This is a genomic window from Luteibacter sp. UNC138MFCol5.1 (assembly GCF_900110505.1).
Classification (GTDB): domain Bacteria; phylum Pseudomonadota; class Gammaproteobacteria; order Xanthomonadales; family Rhodanobacteraceae; genus Luteibacter.
The window spans coordinates 516,997-536,365 of record NZ_FODZ01000003.1; the positions used below are offsets into that span (position 1 = coordinate 516,997).

Below are 19,369 nucleotides of genomic sequence, written 5' to 3' on the forward strand. Positions count from 1 at the left end.
GGCGCCGTGCGAAAAAGTGGAGGATCAACGACCGATTTCGGCCTGGGCGAGCTCGACGCGGAGTGTCTTGACGAGATCCGCGCGCGGCACCTCGAACTGGTCCTCGCGGCGCAGGTCCTTCACCGTGACGACGCCCTTGGCGATTTCGTCCTCGCCGAGGACGACGACGAAGCGGATGCCGGCCCGATCGGCGTACTTGAACTGCTTGCCGAGCTTGCCGCCCTCCAGCACCACTTCGGTGGCGATGCCCGCGCTGCGGAGCTCCGAAGCCACGGCGAGGTAGACCGGCATCTGCGCCGCGTCCATCTGCGTCACGAGCACGTCGACCGTGCTGCGCGCCGTCGAGACGAGGCCGGCGTCGCGCAGCTGCCAGTAGAGGCGCGTGAGGCCGATGGAAATGCCGACGCCCGGCAGGTGCGACTTGGTGTACTGGCCGGCGAGGTTCTCGTAGCGGCCGCCCGAGCAGATCGAGCCGATGCCCGGGTGGTCGTTGAGCGTGGTCTCGTAGACCGTGCCCGTGTAGTAATCGAGGCCGCGCGCGATCGAGAGATTCAGCGCGAAATGCGTCTCCGGCACGCCGAAGTCGCGGATCAGGCCGAGCACTTCCTTCAGCTCCGCCCTGCCCTGCTCGAACGTCTCCGAACCGCTGCCGAGCGCGTCGAGCTTCGCGAACGCGTCGTCGACCGACGTCGAACGCACCTGCACGAACGCGAGGATCTTCGCGGCGACCTCGGCCGACAGGCCAAACGCGTCGCCGGTGAGCGTCTCGCGCACGTAATCGGCGCCGCGCTTGTCGAGCTTGTCCACCTCGCGCAGCACGAGCATCTGCTGCTCCGGATCGGTGACGCCCAGGTTCTCGAAGTAACCGCGCATCAGCTTGCGGTTGTTGAGCTGGATCGTGAACGCGCCGATGTTCAGTTCCTTGAACACGCTGTAGATCACCGCCGGGATCTCGGCGTCGTAACGCACCGAGAGGGAGTCCTTGCCGATGACGTCGATGTCGCACTGGTAGAACTCGCGGAAACGTCCGCGCTGGGCACGCTCGCCGCGGTAGACGCGCTGCATCTGGTAGCGGCGGAACGGGAAGCTCAGGTCGTGCTCGTGCTCGGCGACGTAGCGCGCCAGCGGCACCGTGAGGTCGAAGCGCAGGGCCAGCTCCGGCACGCCGCCCTTCTCGGCCGCCGCGCCCAGCGCGCCGGTCGACTGGACGAAGTACACCTGGCGCTCGGTCTCCCCGCCCGTCTTGGTCAGCAGCACATCGCTATGCTCGATCACCGGCGTCTCGATCGGCAGGAAGCCGAATCGCTCGTAGTTGCGGCGAATCGTGTCCAGCATGCGCTGGAAGGCGATCTGGTCGAGCGGAAGAAGCTCGAGGACACCGGGCATGGTGCGGGCCGGGGTGAGTGCCATGCAATTCCTCTTCGGACAGGCTGTACGGGCGCCGCCATGCGGCAGCCGCATAGATTAGCAGATGGCCAGGGACGCCCCGGACGCCCGCGTGTAAAAAATATGCGACGACCTGTTGCCAAGGGACCGGGCCATGGCTAATATACGCGGCTCCTGTCGGGGTGTAGCTCAGCCTGGTAGAGCGCTACGTTCGGGACGTAGAAGTCGCAGGTTCGAATCCTGTCTCCCCGACCAATATTCGAAGTTTAAAGGCCCTGAAAACCGCGTCCGCGCGAGCTTTCAGGGCCTTTTTCTTTGCCGGCCTGTGATCGGCCCCGCTTCGGCCTGGAGCCATCGCGGACACCGCCGGTCGTCCGCGGACGCGACACACGGCGCCCATGGCGCGCCGCGACGCGGTCGCCGTGCTGGCACACGCCTTGCTCGTCCACGGCATCGCCCTCACGGACCGAAGCCATGCTCTTCGCCGTACCGCCCGTCGTCGTTCCGGAACCCGTCGTTCGGGAACACATCGCCTACTACGAGATCACCGGGTCGCGAGAAGAAGAACTCGTGAGGGAGATGAACCGTAAAGGTCCGACGAAGCCGGATGGAAGGTACTGGGCAATAACTGACGCAGGCGTGTCCTGGAGCTACGACGTCCGCCTGGCAGGCGGCACCTGCGTCCTGGTGAAGCCGAGCGTGCTCGTCACGATCGACATCACCCTTCCCTCGTGGAAACCACCCCTCGGTGTCGACGCGACGATCGTCGCGAAGTGGAACCGCATGCTCGACGCGCTGAAGAAGCACGAGGACGAACACGCGCAGTTCAGCCGCGACACCGGCGACGCGCTCACCTCACTGATGCGCGAGCACGCATCGGACACGACCTGCGCGCGACTCGATGCGACGCTACGGGCACGCGGACGCGCGATCCTCGACGCGGAGAAAAAACGGAACGCCGAACTCGACGCCCGCACCGCGCACGGCAGCTCGGAAGGCGTGGGTATCGCGTGGTGATCGTTAGCCTTCGTCGCCATGCGCCATGAGGCGACACCCCTCTCGCGAAAATGTCATACATTACGATTCCGGTCGACAGCGAGAGGATCTTCCCGAATGCGCGAGTCCCACCTTTCAGGCCGGCGCGGATTTCTCCGCGCATCCGTCATCGGCGCACTGACGCCGTGGTTGCCGGCAGCGGAGACCGTCGCACCATCGAAACCTCCCGCCGCAGCGACATTCCCACGGCCACCTCTCGCACCGCAACCATTCCAGCTGCTTCCCGCCGGATCGATTCGGCCGTCCGGATGGCTGCGCCGCCAACTGGACATCCAGGCGTCCGGACTTGGCGGCCGCGTCGATGAGACATGGCCGGATCTTGGCCCTCGAAGTGGCTGGCTTGGTGGCGACGGCGAGGCGTGGGAGCGCGGTCCGTATTTTCTCGACGGCCTGTTGCCGCTCGCCTGGCAGCTCGACTCGCCGACGCTGAAGGCGAAGGCGCAGCGGTTCATCGACTGGACGCTCGAGAACCCCTGGCCGAACGGCATGTTCGGCCCGAAGAGCAACGACGACTGGTGGCCGCGCATGGTGATGCTCAAGGTGCTCGCGCAGTACCAGGAGCTGACCGGCGACGCGCGCGTGGTGCCGTTCATGACGCGCTACTTCCACTACCAGCTGAGCGCCCTGCCCGACCGCCCGTTGCGCGACTGGGGCCGCATGCGCTGGCAGGACGAGGTGGCCGTGATCGTCTGGCTCCACTCGCGCACCCAGGATCCGAAGCTGCTGGAGCTGGCGGCGTTGCTGAAAAGGCAAGGCTACGACTGGCAGGCCATGTTCGCGGACTTCCCCTTCCGCGAGAAGACCGACGCGAGCGTGGTCGAGGCGAAGGGCGGCAAGAACGCTTTCATGGAAGACGACGGGCTTCAGGTGCACGGCGTCAACGTCGCGCAGGCGCTCAAGGCTTCGGCGGTGTGGTCGCTGATATCGCGCAACGCGGGCGACCGATCCGCCGTACGCCACCAGCTCGCGCAGCTCGACCGGTACCACGGTCTCGCCAACGGCATGTTCTCGGCCGACGAGCATCTCGCCGGGCGCAGCCCGTCGCAGGGTGTGGAACTGTGCGCCGTCGTGGAAGCCATGTATTCGCTCGAAGTCGCGCTCGCGATCACGGGCGACGCCACGCTGGGCGATCGCATCGAGCGCATCGCCTACAACGCGTTGCCGGGCGCGTTCACCGACGACATGTGGGCACACCAGTACGACCAGCAGCCGAACCAGGTGGAATGCAGCCTGCACAAACGTCCGTGGACGACGAACGGGCCGGAAGCGAACCTGTTCGGCCTCGATCCGCATTTCGGTTGCTGCACGGCGAATTTCCACCAGGGCTGGCCCAAGCTGACGGCGAGCTTATGGATGGCCAGCGCCGACGGCGGCCTCGCGGCGGCGCTGTATGCGCCCTGTCGCGTAAGCACCACGGTGCGCGGCGTTCCGGTCGACATCGACGAAGACACCGACTATCCCTTCCGCGACGACATCGCCGTGACGCTGCGCCCCGCATCGCCGGTGGCGTTTCCGGTTCGCCTGCGCATACCGGCGTGGTGCCGCTCGCCATCCGTGCGGATCAACGGCGAAGCCGTGAAGACGGCACCGGTCGATGGCTTCGTCACGGTGGACCGCCAGTGGAAAGCGGGCGACACGATCCAGCTATCGTTCCCCGCCGAGGTCGTGGCCGAGACGGGATTCAACGAATCCGTGAGCTTCAGCCGTGGCCCGCTGGTGTTCTCGTTGCCGATCGGCGAAGCGTGGGTGAAGTGGCGCAAGCGCGGCCTGACCAACGACTGGCAGGTGTATCCGACGTCGTCATGGAACTACGGCGTGCTGCCCGGAGCGACGATGGAGCGCCATCCGATCGGCGAACGCCCCTTCGCTGGCGTGACCGCGGCGATGACGCTCAACGTGCGCGGGCGACTCGTGGCGTGGAAGGCGGAAGAGGGCGCCGCCGACCCGGTGCCGGCGAAAGTAATCGCCGAGGGCGACCCCCTCACGACGCTTCGGCTCGTGCCGTACGCGGGCGCCAAGCTGCGCATCACGTCGTTCCCGGCGCTCAAAGCCGACAGCCCGGCCGGCTGACAAGCCTACGCTCCGCCCACAAAAAAGCCCTGATAAACAGGGCTTTTTGCAAACTGGCGGAGAGTGAGGGATTCGAACCCTCGATAAGGCTTTTGACCCTATACTCCCTTAGCAGGGGAGCCCCTTCGGCCTCTCGGGCAACTCTCCGGATCGTTCGTCGAGGTAGGCACCTTAACGAGCCAGCAAGGATACTTGGCCTTGCACGGCCCGACAAGTCTTTAGTTCTCGTCCCCGGAGTGGCCGGTATCGCCCTCGTTCTTGATGCGCTGGTAGATTTCCTCGCGATGCACAGCGACGTCCTTCGGCGCATTGATGCCGATGCGCACCTGGTTACCCTTGACACCCAGAACGGTAACGGTCACCTCGTCGCCGATCATCAGGGTTTCACCGACCCGGCGGGTCAGAATCAGCATGATTGATACTCCATAAAATCAGGTATTGGCTTCCCCACCAACGACAACCTCACCCCGAGTGCTTGCCGTCAATGGATCGACGTTTCGACCATCGAAGGCCGAACTGCCTTCCCCGGCTCTAGTTGTGTGTGTGTCGCTGACCAGCTGTCCTGCCATCGCGATCCGATGGATCGATGTCGACGGATGCATTTCGACATTCGGATCATACTAGCCGAGCCAAAGCGGGGGACGCAACGCACATGGCCGCTAATGCGTGCACCGGAACGCCTTTACGGCAACCCGGCGCACCCCCGGCCATCTGCCGTTCAGCGCAGGCGCGCCTCCACCCAGGCGGGGATACCCGCGAGGATGCCGGGCAGCGCGGGACTGTCGACACCGCCGCCCTGCGCCATGTCCGGACGACCGCCGCCCTTGCCTTCGATCCGCGAGGCGACCTCGGCCACCAGATCGCCGGCCTTGACCCGGCCCAATGCCGAGCCGCCGACTCCCGCCACGAGCGACACCCGTCCGTCCACGGCGCCGGCCAGCACGATCGCGCTGTCGCCGAGCTGCTGCTTGAGGACATCCATGCTGTCGCGCAGCGACTTGGCGTCGAGGCCTTCAAGCCGCGCGGCGACGACCTTGATGCCGTTCACGTCCACGGCCGACGCCGCGAGGTCCGCCGAGGCCGAGCTGGCGGCCCGGGATTTGTAGGATTCGATCTCGCGTTCGAGTTTCTTCTGCTTGTCGAACAGCTGTCGCAGCTTCTCGACGACATCGTCACCCTGCGCGGCCAGGAGGCCGGAGACTTCGGCGAGGATGCGCTCCTCGTCGGCCACGCGCGCGATCGCGCCGGCGCCGGTGACGGCCTCGATGCGGCGAACGCCCGCGGCCACGCCGGACTCCGACACGATCTTGAACAGGCCGATATCGCCGGTGCGCGACACGTGCGTGCCGCCGCACAGCTCGGTGGAGAAGCCACCCATCTTCAGTACGCGCACTTCGGAGCCGTACTTCTCGCCGAACAGCGCGATCGCGCCGAAGTCGATCGCCTCGTCATAGCCCATGTGATGGACTTCGGCGTCGTCGTTATGACGGATCTGATCGTTCACCATGCGCTCGATCTGCGCCAGTTCTTCCGGCGTGAGCGGCTTGAAATGCGAAAAATCGAAGCGCAGGCGCTCCGGCGCCACCAGCGAGCCCTTCTGGGCGACGTGATCGCCGAGCACCGTGCGCAGGGCGGCGTGCAGCAGGTGGGTCGCGGAGTGGTTCAGGACCGTGGCCTTGCGCTGGGCCGCATCCACCGACGCGGCCACGACGGCGCCGCGCAGGAGCGGCGCGGAGCCCTGCCACGAGCCGAAGTGGGCGAAGAACGCGCCGCCGACCTTCTGCGTATCCGAGACGGCGAACACACCGGACGGATTGCTGAGCATGCCGGTATCGCCGACCTGGCCACCGGACTCGGCGTAGAACGGCGTGCGGTCGAGCAGCACGAACGCGTCCTCGCCCTCGGAAAGGGACTCGACCGCCTTGCCGTCGCGGACGATGGCAACGACCTTCGCGTCGGCGAGGTCGAGGTCGTCGTAGCCCGTGAAGATCGTCGGCGCCACGGCGCTGGCGACCTCGGCCGGCAGCTGGGCCTTGGTGCCGAAGTTGCTGGCCGCGCGCGCGCGGGCGCGCTGCTCGCCCATGGCGCGCTCGAAGCCTTCCATGTCGACGCTCATGTCGCGCTCGCGCGCAATGTCGGCGGTGAGATCGACCGGAAATCCGTAGGTGTCGTACAGGCGGAACGCGTCCGCACCGGGGATGATCTGGCCCGACTTCGCCGCGATGTCGTCGAACAGGCGCATGCCGTGCTCGAGCGTCTCGCCGAAACGGTCTTCCTCGGTCTTCAGCGCCTGCTCCACGAAGGCGCGCTTTGCCGCGATCTCGGGATAGGCCTCGCCCATCTCCTCCACCAGCGGCGCGACCATCTTCCAGAAGAAATCGCCGCGCACGCCCAGCATCCATCCGTGGCGCAGCGCGCGACGGATGATGCGACGGAGCACGTAGCCGCGCCCCTCGTTCGAAGGCAGCACACCGTCGACGATGAGGAACGAGCAGGCGCGGATGTGATCGGCGATGACGCGCAACGACTTGTTCGAGAGATCGGCCGTGTTCGTCAGCCGGCCCGCTTCGCGGATCAGGTGGGCGAACAGGTCGATTTCGTAGTTCGAGTGCACCTGCTGCAGCACGGCCGCCAGACGCTCCAGGCCCATGCCGGTGTCGACGCACGGCGCGGGCAGCGGCGTCAGCGTGCCGTCCGGCGCGCGATCGAACTGCATGAAGACGAGGTTCCAGATCTCGATGTAGCGATCGCCATCCTCGTCGGGCGAGCCCGGGGGACCGCCGGCGACATCGGCGCCGTGATCGTAGAAGATCTCCGTGCACGGGCCGCAGGGACCGGTGTCGGCCATCTGCCAGAAGTTGTCGGAAGCGAACGGCGCACCCTTGTTGTCGCCGATGCGCACGATGCGCTCCGCCGGCACACCGACTTCCTTGTTCCAGATGTCGTAGGCCTCGTCATCGGTGTGATAGACGGTGACCCACAGGCGCTCGGCAGGCAGCTTGTAGACGGCCGTGAGCAGTTCCCAGGCATAGCGGATGGCGTCGCGCTTGAAGTAGTCGCCGAACGACCAGTTACCGAGCATCTCGAAGAACGTGTGATGCCGCGCCGTATAGCCGACGGCGTCGAGGTCGTTGTGCTTGCCGCCGGCACGCAGGCAGCGCTGGACGTCGGCCGCGCGCACGTAACCCGGCTTCTCGCTGCCGAGGAAGACGTTCTTGAAGGGCACCATGCCCGAATTGGTGAACAGCAGCGTGGGGTCGTTCGACGGCACCAGCGATGCCGAAGGCACGATGGTGTGGTCCTTGGAACGGAAGAAGTCGAGGAAGGTCGAACGGATTTCGGCGGTTTTCATGAGCGATCGTGGCTTGGGAGCTGCGAGGTCGCGCAAGACGCTCCGTCCAGAATCAAGGCTCGCTGCCTTCAGTCGTCGTCGGCGTCTTCCGCATCGGCGTGGGTAAGAACACGTACTGTGGCGGCGGCGAAGCCGCGACGCAAGAGGAATTGAGCCCGTCGAGCCCGCTCGGCGGGGTCGGCGGAGGGGCCGCCATACCGTCGGCGCAGCTGATTGGCCGCCAGATCGTGCCAGTCGACGCCGGCCGATTCGATCAGTTCGCGGACCGCGGCGTCACCGATACCCTGGCTGCGCAGCTCCGCGCGGATGCGGGCCGGTCCATAACCCTGCCCTACCCGGCTGCGGACGAGCGCTTCGGCGAAGCGCCTGTCGTCCTGATAGCCCTGGTCGCCCAGGCGCTCGACGGCGGCCGTCGTTTCTTCACGCGCGAAACCGCCGCGCTCGAGCTTCTGCTTGAGTTCGCGGCGGGAGTGTTCGCGTCGCGCCAGAAGCCCCAGCGCCTTGTCGTAGGCCGTGCGGGTCGGGCGATCGGCCTTGCCGTCGCCCTTCCCCGTGCCCTTATCAGACTTCCTCAAGCTCGTCGGCCTCGGTCGAGGCTTCGGACTTGGTACCCGGCTTCACGAGCAGGCGGGCGCGGAGTTCGGCGTCCACCTCGTTGGCGATGGCCGGGTTGTCGCGCAGGAACTGGCGGACGTTTTCCTTGCCCTGGCCGATGCGGTCGCCCTTGTAGCTGTACCAGGCGCCGGACTTGTCGATCAGGTTCTCGCGGACGCCCAGCTCGATGATCTCGCCTTCGCGCGACGTGCCTTCGCCGTAGAGGATCTCGAACTCGGTCTGGCGGAACGGCGGCGCCACCTTGTTCTTCACGACCTTCACGCGGGTCTCGGAGCCGATGACCTCCTCGCCCTTCTTCACCGCGCCGATGCGGCGGATGTCGAGGCGCACCGATGCGTAGAACTTCAGCGCGTTACCACCCGTGGTGGTTTCCGGGCTGCCGAACATCACGCCGATCTTCATGCGGATCTGGTTGATGAAGATGACCAGGCAGTTGGACTTCTTGATGTTGGCGGTGAGCTTGCGCAGCGCCTGGCTCATCAGGCGGGCGTGCAGACCCACGTGCGAATCGCCCATCTCGCCTTCGATTTCGGCCTTCGGCGTCAGCGCCGCCACCGAGTCGACCACCACCATGTCCACCGCGCCGGAGCGCACCAGCATGTCGGCGATTTCGAGGGCCTGCTCACCGGTATCCGGCTGGCTGACCAGGAGATCGGCCACGTTCACGCCAAGCTTCTCGGCGTAGGTGGGATCCAGCGCGTGCTCGGCGTCGACGAACGCCGCCGTGCCGCCGTTGCGCTGGCAGGACGCGATGGCCTGGAGCGTGAGGGTCGTCTTGCCCGAGGATTCCGGGCCGTAGATCTCGACGATGCGGCCACGCGGCAGCCCGCCGATGCCCAGGGCGATGTCGAGGCCGAGCGAACCGGTCGACACGGTGTCGATCTGGTCGTCGACCCGGTCGCCAAGACGCATGACGGCACCCTTGCCGAACTGCTTTTCGATCTGGCCGAGGGCACTCGCCAGCGCCTTGCGCTTATTGTCGTCCATCGTGGTTTCCGATCTCGTGTGTAGGTAGGTATCTTGCCGCAGCGTGATCTCAGGGACTGCGATCCGCGACCGGCAAGTTTGCCACAGGCGGCCGGGTTCAGCCCTGCAGTTCGGCGGTCATTCCAGCAAGCGCGGCCGCCACCGTCTGCCGCCGGACCGCCTCGCGATCCCCGTCGAAATGGAACAGCTTCGCGTGGGCATAGCCCCCGCGCCGTTTCCAGCCGATCCAGACGGTGCCAACGGGCTTGTCCGCGGTACCGCCCGACGGCCCGGCGATCCCCGTGACAGCCACCGCCACGCCCGCCCCGTAGCGCGCCAGCGCGCCCGACACCATCTCGAGGACCGTCTCTTCGCTGACGGCACCCGTGCGCTCCAGCGTGCGCGGATTGACCCCGAGCAGGGACTCCTTCGCGCTATAGCTATAGGTGACCACGCCCGCCTCGAACCAGGCCGAACTGCCGGGAAGGTCCGTCAGCGTCTTCGCGATCCATCCGCCGGTGCACGACTCGGCCGTCGCGACCATGACGCGCCTTTCCTGCGCCGCCGCGGCCACATCTTTCGCGAGGGCGGTCAATTCGGCGTCGGACGGGGAGGTTTCGAGGGCCATGCGGGCTCCTTGGTAAAAGGCCACGTTCTACTCCCGGCTCCCCGCCTTGTCGATGCCGCAAGGGCTCGCCCCCGGCCCAACAAGGGTGCGCCCGCCGTTTACTCCCGCTTCCCACCTACCGAATCATCAGCCGCATCCTCTGCATCAGGCTGCCCGCGTTCAGGATCATACGAACCACGCAGTAAGGTCTTAGCGGCATCGACGGCCGTTTCCACGCCGCGCGAGAAGCCCCTCAGCCGGGTCGGACGCAAAATACAATGCTTTCGTGCGATCAATGCGATTCGAACGACACCGCGACGTGACATAGAACGCCAGTGCTACATGTGACGACCGCCTACCGCCGCGTCTGACAGGGAGAACAAAGAAACCACTAGCCAAAGCTACTCAAGTCGTTTATCGTCCCGCCCCGCGCACTTCTCGGGTGCCAGGATCATAAGATTCGACACCCGATACGTGCCATGTCGCGGCCAGATGAGCCGATGACGATCGAACCGGAGGACGCGTGCCCGACCAAGCGCCGTCGCCCAACTACAGGATGTAGTAACGATGAAGCAGCAATCTCTCACCCCTGTCGCGGTGTCCGCCCCCCGCGCTGTCGGCTCTTCAAAGCAAGCCTATCGCTCTTTCCGGTCGAGACCGCCGGCAAGTTGCGCCCGGAGCCGCCTCTCCAGCGCCACCGCCTGACCGTCGCCGTATCCCGCGCCGACCGGCGCGAACACTCGCTACCTCTGCCCGCGAGCCGCCTCCATCGGCAACGCGCTCGTGCGCGCCTGCAAACCACCACCCTGCCTATCGAGTCCGACGTGAAGAACTTCCCGCACCCGCTCCTGGCCCTGCTGCTCATTGCCACCCTTGCCGGCTGCGGCGCGCCCGGCCCGAAGGACTTCGGCGGACGCTGGCGTCCTATGAATCGCTTCGACGACAAGGTTGTCGAGATGCCTCTGGAAGCACCTTATACGTACTACGTCGCGCCGATGGACGGCACGCTCAAGGCGCTCGTGACGCGCTGGACGAGCGATATCGGCATGAAGCTCGACTACCGCCTGCGGTCCGATTTCTCGCTGACGCGCCCGGCCGCGAAGGTGCGGACCACCGAACTACGCGATGCCGCCGCGCAACTTACCGCCATCTACGCGGCGCAGGGCATCGTCGTGCGCATCGAGGGACCTTCGCTTCTCGTCGAGGCGGGTGCGGCGGATGCCGCGGCCGGCGCACCGTGAGCGCACGTCGATGCTGAAGAAGCGCAACATCGAAAAGATAGCCCAGGCCGTCACCGCGGGCGTGAACTACGAGATTACGCTCGCCGACGTCGCGCGACGCAGCGAACGACGCGCCTGGACCGTCGCCATGGCCGCGCTGTGCGTCGCGCTCGTGCTTGCCGGCGGTTACATCGCCGTCCTGCCGTTGAAGGAGACCGTACCGTTCCTCGTCGTGTCCGATCCTTTTTCGGGCACCAGTACGCTCGCGCGCCTGACCGACGACCTGGTCGACCGGAAGATCACCGCAAGTGAAGCGGTCAATCGCAGCAACGTCGCGCATTTCGTCCTCGCGCGCGAGTCGTACGATCTCGCGCTGACGAACCTGCGGGATTGGCCGACGGTCCTCACCATGGCATCGCCCGAGGTCGCGCAGCCTTACATGGCTCTGCACGCGACCAGCAACGAGGCGAGTCCGTATCGGCAATATGGCAAGACGAGTGCGATCCGTGTACGGATTCTCAGCATCGTCCTCGTCGGCGACCCCGGACGGACGCCCAAGGGCGCGACGGTCCGCTTCCAGCGCACGGTATACGACAAGACGAGCGGTGCCACCTACCCGCTCGACAGCAAGATCGCGACGATCGCGTTCGTCTACAAGCCGCATCTGCGCATGGACGACCGGAACCGGATCGAGAATCCGCTCGGTTTCCAGGTCACGAGCTATCGCGTCGACAACGACTACGGCTCGGCGCCGCCCGCCGAAGTCGCATCCGCCAGGCCCCGTGCTGACGCGACGTCGGAAGACCTCCTGACCGACGACGGCATCCCGCCCGCCCCGCTGGCCGCCGAGGCCGATGACAGCACCACCGAGCGCGCCACCCAACCATCTCGACCGACTTCTCCGACATCCGCCAAACGCGGCAACGCCAATGGAGGGCGCACCCGATGATCCGCACCACTCCCCCACGACTGCGATGTGCGCTAGTGCTCGTCGCGATCGCCAGTTCCTGCCCGGGGATCGCGCAAAGCGCCGCATCCATGACGGGTGCTACGCCGACGAGCCGCACGTCCGGTGTCGACACGTATGCGTATCAGCCTGACCGGATCTACACGATCCGCACGGGTCTGGGCATCACCACGCAGCTCGAACTCAGTCCGAGCGAGACGATCCTCGATTACAGCAGCGGGTTCAGCACGGGCTGGGACATCGAGCGCCGCGGCCATGTCTTCTACGTGAAGCCGAAAAACGTCGACGTCGATACCAACCTCATGATTCGTACGGCGACGCACTCGTACATCTTCGAGCTCAAGGTCGTGGCCACCGACTGGCGAACGCTCGACCAGGCCCGACGCGAAGGCGTGCAGTACAAGGTGTCCTTCACCTACCCGCCCGACACGCGCTTCCAGCCCGAGACAAAGCCCGCACACGGAAAGCGCGCCGAAGACGCGAGCCGGCTCACCGAGACGGCCGAACTCGATACCGGCCTGGTCAAGGGCCGCGACTACCACTTCGATTACGACTACGCGAAACGCCGCCGGACGGCGCCCTGGCTCGTGCCGAAACATGTCTACGACGATGGCCGCTTCACGTACATCCACATGCCCGACCTGAAGCGATTCCCAACCGGAAACTTCCCCACGATCTACATGCGCGAGAAAGGCCATGGCGACGACGAGATCGTCAACACGACGATCGAAGGCAACACGATCGTCGTGCATGGCACCTACGCCTACCTGGTGATCCGCCACGACAAGAACGTCGTCGGCCTGCGAAGGAACGCGAAAAAGTGAAGCCGCATACCCCGAATCCCTCCGACACCGACGACGTCGCCGCGGTCGAGCCGCCGAGCGCGAACGACGAGGCGCAGGTCCCCTTCGACAACCCGTACGCGCAGCAGCATGCGTCGACGCCTCCGGACCTCGAGCGCAACGTGCCGCGCATGACGCAGACCGAGGTCCGCGACATGAACCGCAAGGCCCTCGGGCTTCTCGCGGCCATCGTGCTCCTCCTTGCCGTCGCCGGATTCTGGCTCCTTCGGTCGGGAAGCAACTCCGACACGACGGCAGCGCGACGCGACGAGTCCGTATCGGTGCCGGAATCCCCTCTTCAGCCAGGGATCCCAGAGACGGCGCGCCCTGCAACCGGCTCCAGTGAAGGGGCCGCGTCGGCGCACGAGGGACGTCCCATTCCCCTGGTTCCCGAGACGAGGTCGCGGCGCGCCGGCGCGATCGACGAACGCGCTCCGTCCCGCGATCGCGGCGGATCGCCCCAGACCGACGCGCCCGCGCCACGACCGCAAGGCCCGACGCTCGTCGAGCGACGCATCGCGGCCGCTCAGGCCGGGAGCGCGCTGGGTACGGGCGACGCCGGACCAGCGGCACCCCCGGCGTTCCAGATGCCGAACCTCCCCGTGGTCGCGGCGGCATCGTCCGGCGACCTCAGCGAGATCCCGCCCAACGTGGCGTACAAAGCGAAGCCCCTGGCCGACGTGTCAAGCGCGGCGTCGTTGACGCACCCCGACACGCTGATGATGCGCGGCACTTACATCCGCTGCGTCCTTGAAACCCGCATCGTCACGGACCAGCCAGGCTTCACGTCCTGCGTCGTCACCGAGCCGGTGTATTCGTTCTCCGGCAAGCGCATGCTGCTGCCTAAGGGCTCGAAGGTGCTCGGCAAGTACGAGATGGAACCGAACGGCCCGCGCGTGGCCGTGATCTGGGATCGCATCGTCACGCCGACCGGCATCGACGTGAACATGGCCAGCCCGGGTGTCGACACCCTGGGTGGCGCCGGCCACCCCGGACACTATGCCGCTCATTGGGGCAGTCGCATCGGCGCCGCCATGCTCATCAGCCTCATGAGCGACGCGTTCAAGTACGCGGCCGCCGAACACGGGCCGCGACAAACCACCATCACCAACGGTGTCGTGACCGAAACCCCGTTCGAGAGCAACACGGCCGACACGATCCAGGAGCTCGCGAAGCAGGCCGTGCGGCGGCAGGCGAATCGCCCCGCCACCGTCACGATCAACCAGGGCACCGTCCTGGCGGTCTACGTCGCCAAGGATGTCGACTTCGCGGGCGTGGTGGCGCGCTACTGACATGGATGGCCAGACGCACGCCACCATCGCCCGCGGTTTCCTTGATTACCAGTACGAGGTGCTCGGCATCGCGCCGTTCCTCGCTTCCCCCGACGTGACCGAAATCTGCATCAACCGTCCCGGCGAGCTCTATCTCGAGCGCCGCGGTGGGTGGCAGCGCGTGGAGGTACCGTCCCTCACGTACGACCGCGCGCGTCAGTTCTGCACCGCGGTTGTGAACGAAACGAACACCGGGCAACGCATCACCGATGTCGATCCGGTGGTGTCGCTGACGTTCCCCACCGGCCAACGCGCCCAGTTCGTCCTGCCGCCGGCGTGCGAAGCCGGCCGCGTATCGATCACCATCCGACTGCCTTCGCGGCAGTCGCGCTCGCTCGATCAATACCAGGCCGACGGCTTTTTCGAGCAGATCCTCGAAGGTGGACCCACTATCGACGCGGCCGACGAGGAACTGCTGCGACTTCGCGCGGAGCGGCGCTACGCCGAATTCTTCAGGCGAGCCGTGCTCGCCAAGAAGAACATCGTCGTGGCCGGAGCCACCGGTAGCGGCAAGACCACGTTCATGAAGTCGCTTGTCAGCCACATTCCCCACGAGGAACGGCTGGTGTCGATCGAAGACGCGCGCGAGCTGTTCCTCGACCAGCCCAACGTCGTGCACCTGCTCTATTCCAAGGGCGGGCAGAGCGCCGCCAACGTCACGGCGAAGAGCTGCATGGAAGCCTGCCTGCGCATGAAGCCCGACCGCATCATTCTGGCCGAGCTGCGAGGCGACGAGTCGTTCTACTTCATCCGCAATTGCGCGTCGGGCCACCCCGGCTCCATCACCAGCTGCCATGCGGGCAGCGTCAGCCAGACATGGGACCAGCTCGCGCTCATGGTCAAGGCGTCGACCGAAGGCGCCGGACTGGAGTTCGCCACCATTAAGCGCCTGCTAATGCTCACGATCGACATCGTCGTACACATCAGCGCGCACGCGGGCAACCGCCGCATCACGGGTATCGACTTCGACCCCTGGCGTACTCTCGGCGTCGAGCCGGCCGCCGAATCGTCCACGACGGGAGCCACGCCATGATCGCGCCCATCGACATGGCCGCCTGTCCCGACCTCGCCGTGCCACACGCGGTCATGCAGCATGTCGTCGCCGTCGAGTCGGGCCGGAATCCGTTCGCCATCGGTGTCGTCGGCCGTCGTCTCGAGCGCCAGCCCGCAACGCTCGACGAGGCCGTGGCGACGGCGCGCATGCTCGAGCGCGAGGGTTTCAACTATTCACTCGGACTGGCCCAGGTGAACCGTAGCAACCTGCGCAAGTTCGGGCTCGACGACTACGACGTCGCCTTCGATCCCTGCCGCAACCTTGCCGCCGGTGCCCGCATCCTCGCCGAGTGCCGCGATCGCGCCGGCGGCGATTGGGGCAAGGCGTTCAGCTGCTACTACTCCGGCAACTTCCGCACGGGCTTCGAGCACGGCTACGTCCAGCGCGTTTTCGCCGCGATGGGCCGGGCCTGGGATCCTTCCCGGCCACCGGCAGCGGCGATGCCGGCCGGGACGCGGTTCGAGGCGACGGCGACGCCATCCCTCGACACAGATGCCGGCACGCGCACGCGCGCTTTCGTACCCATGGTACGCGGACCGGCGGAGCCCCCTCCGGCCGCCACGAGCACACCGCGCGAACCCGCCGCCGATCCCAAACCGGCCGTGCCCGGCGCATCGGATCCCGCATTCGTTTTCTGACCGTTTCCCTCAGCCCCAAGCGACAAGGAGTTCCACATGTTGCATTCCAACGCCCCGCATCCTTCCGTATCCGCGGCCCGAAGCCTCCAGCGCGCGGTAGGTCTCGCGGCCCTGGCCACCGTCCTCCTGATGCCGGGGCTCGCGCTGGCCCAGATCGGCGAAGCCGGCGAGAAAGTCTGCGGGTTCTTCGAGAACATCAATGCGCTGCTCAATGCGGCATCCGTGGTCGTCGTGACCATCTCCGTGATCTTCTCGGGTTACCAGATCGCCTTCGCGCACAAGCGCATCGCAGACGTCGCATCTCCGCTGATCGGCGGTGTACTCATCGGTGCGGCGGCGCAGGTGGCGAAGATGGTCGTCGGCGAAGGCGGCAGCAGTGGCACCAAGGCGTGTTCGCCGAGCGGCGCCTTCCTGATGGACGCCGTCGACGCCGCGATACGGCTGCTGGCCTTCCATGCGTAAGGACGCCCTCTTCCGCGGCTGCACGCGCCCGCCCATGTTCATGGGCGTGCCGTACATCCCGTTCTTCCTGGGCGCGGGAACCTGTCTGCTGCTGGCCATGTATTTCAACTTCTGGCTCCTGCTGCTGATGCCGCCGGTGATCCTCGCGATGCGACAGATGGCACGGCGCGACGAGATGATCTTTCGGCTTCTCGCCCTCCGCCTCAGCTTCCGCACCCGGGTCCGCAACGTGTCCGCTCACGACGGCGCCTGGGCCTTCACGCCGAACGCCTACCGCGACGCGGCCCGGACACAGCGCCGGTAAACCCGATGCCCTGGCTCACTCAGGCAGGGCGACACTCCGATCGATGCCATGTTCACACCCGACGCTCCCATCGCCAGCCACATTCCCCTCTCGACCCATGTCTCCCCGACCGTCCTCAAGACGACCGGCGGCGACTACCTGCTGACCTGGCGGCTCGCCGGCCTTCCCTTCGTCGGCCGGGAACCTTGGGAGCTGGAGCACCGGCACCTGACGTTCAATCGCATGCTGCAGATGCTGCGCGCGCCCGACTACGTGAATGTCGCCTTCTGGGTGCACGACATCCGTCGGCGACGCAGCCTTCGCCACAAGCCGACCTTCAACCAGTCGTTCAACCAACGCCTGTCCGACGGCTACTACGCGTCGCTGTCCACGCAGAAACTCATGCAAAACGAGCTCTATCTGACGATGCTCTACCGCCCCCTCGTGCACGGAAAAGCGCTCGCGGAGAAGGTCGCCGATCCGGTACGACTGCAAGCCGCGCAGGACCGTGCCATCGCGACCCTGCTCGATCTGGCGGGTACCGTCGAAGCGGTGCTGAAGGACTACGGTCCCAACCGGCTCGGGATGTACGAGGGTCCGAACGGCTTCGTGTTCTCGGAAGTCCTGGAACTCTTCGGGTACATCCTGAACCGCGTCCATGAGCCGGTGCCGGTGCTGAAAGCGCCAGTGCCGGATTACCTCCCGCTCTCGCGGCAGCGCTTCAGCCCTCGCTCGGGCGACTTCGTGCTCACGACGCCCCACGGCGACAACCATTTCGGCGCGATCCTGAACATCAAGGAATACGTCGACGGCACCTGGCCCGGCATCCTCAACGGCATGAAGTTCCTCGACAGCGAGTACGTGATCACGCACTCGTTCACGCCGATGGGACGCCAGGACGCCCTCAAGGCGCTCGACCGCACGAAGGGCATGATGATCTCGTCGGGGGACAAGGCGGTGAGCCAGATCGTCGAGCTGGACCACGCCATGGACCAGCTCGCCTCCGGCAATTTCGTCCTGGGCGAGTACCACTACGGCATCGCCATCTACGCCGAGAGTCAGGAGGCGCTCGCCCAACGCCTGGCCGCGGCCAGGGCGGAGCTGTCCAACGCGGGATTCGTATCCGTCAAGGAAGACCTCGCCGTCACGGCGGCGTTCTTCGCCCAGTTCCCTGGCAACTGGAAGTACAGGACGCGGCTGGCGAACGTCAGCTCGCTCAACTTCCTTGGCCTGTCGCCGCTGCACAACTTCGCCAGCGGCAAGGCCGACATGAATCCCTGGGGCGACTGCGTCACCACGCTGCAGACCAACAACGGTCAGCCCTACCACTTCAATTTCCACTATACGCAGCCGGGCGAGGATTCCCGGGGCGAGAAGGCGATCGCCAACACGATGGTCATCGGCAAGTCCGGCACCGGCAAGACCGCGCTCATCAACTTTCTGCTCAGCCAGGCGCAGAAGCTCGACCCGGCACCGACGATCTTCTTCTTCGACAAGGACCGGGGTGCCGAGATCTTCGTGCGCGCCTGCGGCGGCAACTACCTCGCACTGGCGAACGGCGAGCCCACGGGATTCAACCCTTTCCAGTGCGAGCGAACCGAGGCCAACGTCCAGTTCGTTGCCGACCTGGTCAAGGTGCTGGCGGGCAAACGCGAATACACCTCACGCGAGGAAGAAGACATTTTCCGCGCCGTCGAAAACATCCTCGACACCCCCATGCCGCTGCGGAACCTGACCAACTTCCAGAAGAGCCTCCCGAACCTCGGCGACGACGGACTCTACGTCCGTCTGCGCAAGTGGACCGCCGGCCACTCCCACGGCTGGGTCTTCGACAACCCCGAGGACACCATCGATCTCAGCCGGGCCAACATCATCGGCTTCGATTACACCGACGTCATCGACAATGCCGAGGTCCGCGCGCCGGTCATCAACTACCTTCTGCACCGGCTCGAAGCCCTGATCGACGGCCGCCGACTCATCTATGTGATGGACGAGTTCTGGAAGATCCTCGACGGCGGCGGCGGCCTCAAGGAGTTCGCCAAGAACAAGCAGAAGACCATCCGCAAGCAGAACGGCCTGGGCATCTTCGCCACGCAGAGCCCCGAGGACGCCCTGGCCAGCGACATCGCGTCGTCCCTGATCGAGCAGACGGCGACGATGATCCTGCTCCCGAACCCCAACGCCAGCCGCGAGGACTACGTGGACGGCCTGAAGCTCACCGAGGCCGAGTACAAGGTGGTCGTCGGGCTCGGCGAGCGCTCACGCAGCTTCTTCGTGAAGCAGGGCCAGTGCTCCGCGGTCTGCCAGCTCAACCTGCGCGGCCTGGACGACGAGCTCGCGGTCATCTCGGCATCGACCGACAACATCGACGTCATGCATCGCGTGCTCGACGAAGCCGCCGCCGCCCATGGCTCGACCCCCAGCGCGCTGATGCCCGAGCAATGGCTGCCCCGGTTCTACGCCGAGCGCAAGGGCAGCGGAAAGCACGACGCTGCGCCGAAACGCGCCATCTGAAGCCCG

16 protein-coding genes, 2 tRNA genes and 1 pseudogene are annotated in these 19,369 nt (G+C 66.1%); 12 read left to right on the top strand and 7 right to left on the bottom strand.

The window, feature by feature from the left end; translation table 11 throughout:
• Positions 1-24: 24 nt before the first annotated feature.
• Complete coding sequence (gene hisS, locus BMY69_RS10860) at positions 25-1,410, bottom strand: histidine--tRNA ligase (protein WP_090177910.1); 1,386 nt, start codon at positions 1,408-1,410, stop codon at positions 25-27.
• 154 nt (positions 1,411-1,564) lie between these two features.
• On the opposite strand from hisS, the gene BMY69_RS10865 reads away from it, so the two are divergent.
• The 3 genes from BMY69_RS10865 (at position 1,565) to BMY69_RS10875 (ending at position 4,512) form a co-directional block, all read left to right on the top strand.
• Positions 1,565-1,641, top strand: a tRNA-Pro gene (locus BMY69_RS10865).
• Positions 1,642-1,860: 219 nt separating this feature from the next.
• Complete coding sequence (locus BMY69_RS10870; RefSeq protein WP_090177912.1) at positions 1,861-2,403, top strand: DUF922 domain-containing protein; 543 nt, start codon at positions 1,861-1,863, stop codon at positions 2,401-2,403.
• A 432-nt stretch (positions 2,404-2,835) separates the two neighbouring features.
• Positions 2,836-4,512 carry a beta-L-arabinofuranosidase domain-containing protein gene (locus tag BMY69_RS10875; protein ID WP_255364525.1) on the top strand — a complete coding sequence of 559 codons (1,677 nt, stop codon included), beginning with the start codon at positions 2,836-2,838 and terminating at the stop codon, positions 4,510-4,512.
• Between the two features lie 54 nt (positions 4,513-4,566).
• On the opposite strand, the gene BMY69_RS10880 is transcribed toward BMY69_RS10875, so the two are convergent.
• From BMY69_RS10880 to BMY69_RS10905, 6 genes are all read right to left on the bottom strand, one after another.
• Positions 4,567-4,659 (bottom strand) — tRNA-Ser (locus BMY69_RS10880).
• A 71-nt stretch (positions 4,660-4,730) separates the two neighbouring features.
• Complete coding sequence (csrA, locus tag BMY69_RS10885) at positions 4,731-4,925, bottom strand: carbon storage regulator CsrA (protein WP_090177918.1); 195 nt, start codon at positions 4,923-4,925, stop codon at positions 4,731-4,733.
• A gap of 305 nt (positions 4,926-5,230) precedes the next feature.
• Positions 5,231-7,864, bottom strand: a complete 2,634-nt coding sequence (gene alaS / locus BMY69_RS10890; RefSeq protein ID WP_090177921.1) for an alanine--tRNA ligase — start codon at positions 7,862-7,864, stop codon at positions 5,231-5,233.
• A 68-nt stretch (positions 7,865-7,932) separates the two neighbouring features.
• Positions 7,933-8,439, bottom strand: coding sequence for a regulatory protein RecX (locus tag BMY69_RS10895; protein ID WP_090177923.1), 507 nt, complete (start codon positions 8,437-8,439; stop codon positions 7,933-7,935).
• Positions 8,426-9,466, bottom strand: a complete 1,041-nt coding sequence (gene recA, locus BMY69_RS10900; protein ID WP_090054529.1) for a recombinase RecA — start codon at positions 9,464-9,466, stop codon at positions 8,426-8,428. The genes BMY69_RS10895 and recA overlap by 14 nt, the downstream gene beginning before the upstream one ends.
• A gap of 97 nt (positions 9,467-9,563) precedes the next feature.
• Positions 9,564-10,073, bottom strand: a complete 510-nt coding sequence (locus BMY69_RS10905) for a CinA family protein (RefSeq protein WP_090054531.1) — start codon at positions 10,071-10,073, stop codon at positions 9,564-9,566.
• Positions 10,074-10,552: 479 nt separating this feature from the next.
• On the opposite strand from BMY69_RS10905, the gene BMY69_RS19360 reads away from it, so the two are divergent.
• The 9 genes and pseudogenes from BMY69_RS19360 to BMY69_RS10950 all read left to right on the top strand — a co-directional run bounded on the left by BMY69_RS19360 (position 10,553) and on the right by BMY69_RS10950 (position 19,363).
• On the top strand, positions 10,553-11,293 hold the full coding sequence (locus tag BMY69_RS19360; RefSeq protein ID WP_143070456.1) for a hypothetical protein: 741 nt from the start codon (positions 10,553-10,555) through the stop codon (positions 11,291-11,293).
• A complete protein-coding gene (locus tag BMY69_RS10915) occupies positions 11,271-12,221 on the top strand; it encodes a VirB8 family type IV secretion system protein (RefSeq protein ID WP_255364526.1) in 951 nt (316 codons plus the stop codon). Before BMY69_RS19360 ends, BMY69_RS10915 begins: the two co-directional genes overlap by 23 nt.
• Positions 12,222-12,310: 89 nt before the next feature.
• On the top strand, positions 12,311-13,063 hold the full coding sequence (locus BMY69_RS10920) for a TrbG/VirB9 family P-type conjugative transfer protein (protein ID WP_090178453.1): 753 nt from the start codon (positions 12,311-12,313) through the stop codon (positions 13,061-13,063).
• A complete protein-coding gene (locus BMY69_RS10925; RefSeq protein WP_255364527.1) occupies positions 13,060-14,373 on the top strand; it encodes a TrbI/VirB10 family protein in 1,314 nt (437 codons plus the stop codon). Before BMY69_RS10920 ends, BMY69_RS10925 begins: the two co-directional genes overlap by 4 nt.
• A gap of 1 nt (position 14,374) precedes the next feature.
• The gene (virB11, locus tag BMY69_RS10930; protein WP_090177929.1) at positions 14,375-15,445 is read left to right on the top strand and encodes a P-type DNA transfer ATPase VirB11; all 1,071 of its coding nucleotides are present in this window, start codon (positions 14,375-14,377) and stop codon (positions 15,443-15,445) included.
• Between the two features lie 8 nt (positions 15,446-15,453).
• Positions 15,454-15,876 (top strand): annotated as a pseudogene (locus BMY69_RS19920) (lytic transglycosylase domain-containing protein); the annotation flags it as partial.
• 267 nt (positions 15,877-16,143) lie between these two features.
• Positions 16,144-16,566 (top strand): TrbC/VirB2 family protein, encoded by a 423-nt coding sequence (locus BMY69_RS10940; protein WP_255364536.1) that lies wholly within the window; start codon positions 16,144-16,146, stop codon positions 16,564-16,566.
• Entirely contained in the window at positions 16,559-16,870 is a 312-nt protein-coding gene (locus BMY69_RS10945) for a VirB3 family type IV secretion system protein (RefSeq protein ID WP_090177935.1), read from the top strand. Before BMY69_RS10940 ends, BMY69_RS10945 begins: the two co-directional genes overlap by 8 nt.
• A gap of 48 nt (positions 16,871-16,918) precedes the next feature.
• Positions 16,919-19,363, top strand: a complete 2,445-nt coding sequence (locus tag BMY69_RS10950; protein WP_090177938.1) for a VirB4 family type IV secretion/conjugal transfer ATPase — start codon at positions 16,919-16,921, stop codon at positions 19,361-19,363.
• The last annotated feature ends 6 nt before the right edge of the window (positions 19,364-19,369 follow it).

Excerpts from the sequence above, each read along its gene's own strand:
- alaS (WP_090177921.1), bottom strand. The coding sequence starts at position 7,864 with ATGAAAACCGCCGAAATCCGTTCGACCTTCCTCGACTTCTTCCGTTCC.
- BMY69_RS19360 (WP_143070456.1), top strand. The coding sequence starts at position 10,553 with ATGACGATCGAACCGGAGGACGCGTGCCCGACCAAGCGCCGTCGCCCA.
- BMY69_RS10950 (WP_090177938.1), top strand. The coding sequence starts at position 16,919 with ATGTTCACACCCGACGCTCCCATCGCCAGCCACATTCCCCTCTCGACC.
- recA (WP_090054529.1), bottom strand. The coding sequence starts at position 9,466 with ATGGACGACAATAAGCGCAAGGCGCTGGCGAGTGCCCTCGGCCAGATC.
- BMY69_RS10870 (WP_090177912.1), top strand. The coding sequence starts at position 1,861 with ATGCTCTTCGCCGTACCGCCCGTCGTCGTTCCGGAACCCGTCGTTCGG.
- virB11 (WP_090177929.1), top strand. The coding sequence starts at position 14,375 with ATGGATGGCCAGACGCACGCCACCATCGCCCGCGGTTTCCTTGATTAC.
- BMY69_RS10945 (WP_090177935.1), top strand. The coding sequence starts at position 16,559 with ATGCGTAAGGACGCCCTCTTCCGCGGCTGCACGCGCCCGCCCATGTTC.
- BMY69_RS10915 (WP_255364526.1), top strand. The coding sequence starts at position 11,271 with ATGCCGCGGCCGGCGCACCGTGAGCGCACGTCGATGCTGAAGAAGCGC.
- BMY69_RS10905 (WP_090054531.1), bottom strand. The coding sequence starts at position 10,073 with ATGGCCCTCGAAACCTCCCCGTCCGACGCCGAATTGACCGCCCTCGCG.
- BMY69_RS10920 (WP_090178453.1), top strand. The coding sequence starts at position 12,311 with ATGACGGGTGCTACGCCGACGAGCCGCACGTCCGGTGTCGACACGTAT.
- csrA (WP_090177918.1), bottom strand. The coding sequence starts at position 4,925 with ATGCTGATTCTGACCCGCCGGGTCGGTGAAACCCTGATGATCGGCGAC.
- hisS (WP_090177910.1), bottom strand. The coding sequence starts at position 1,410 with ATGGCACTCACCCCGGCCCGCACCATGCCCGGTGTCCTCGAGCTTCTT.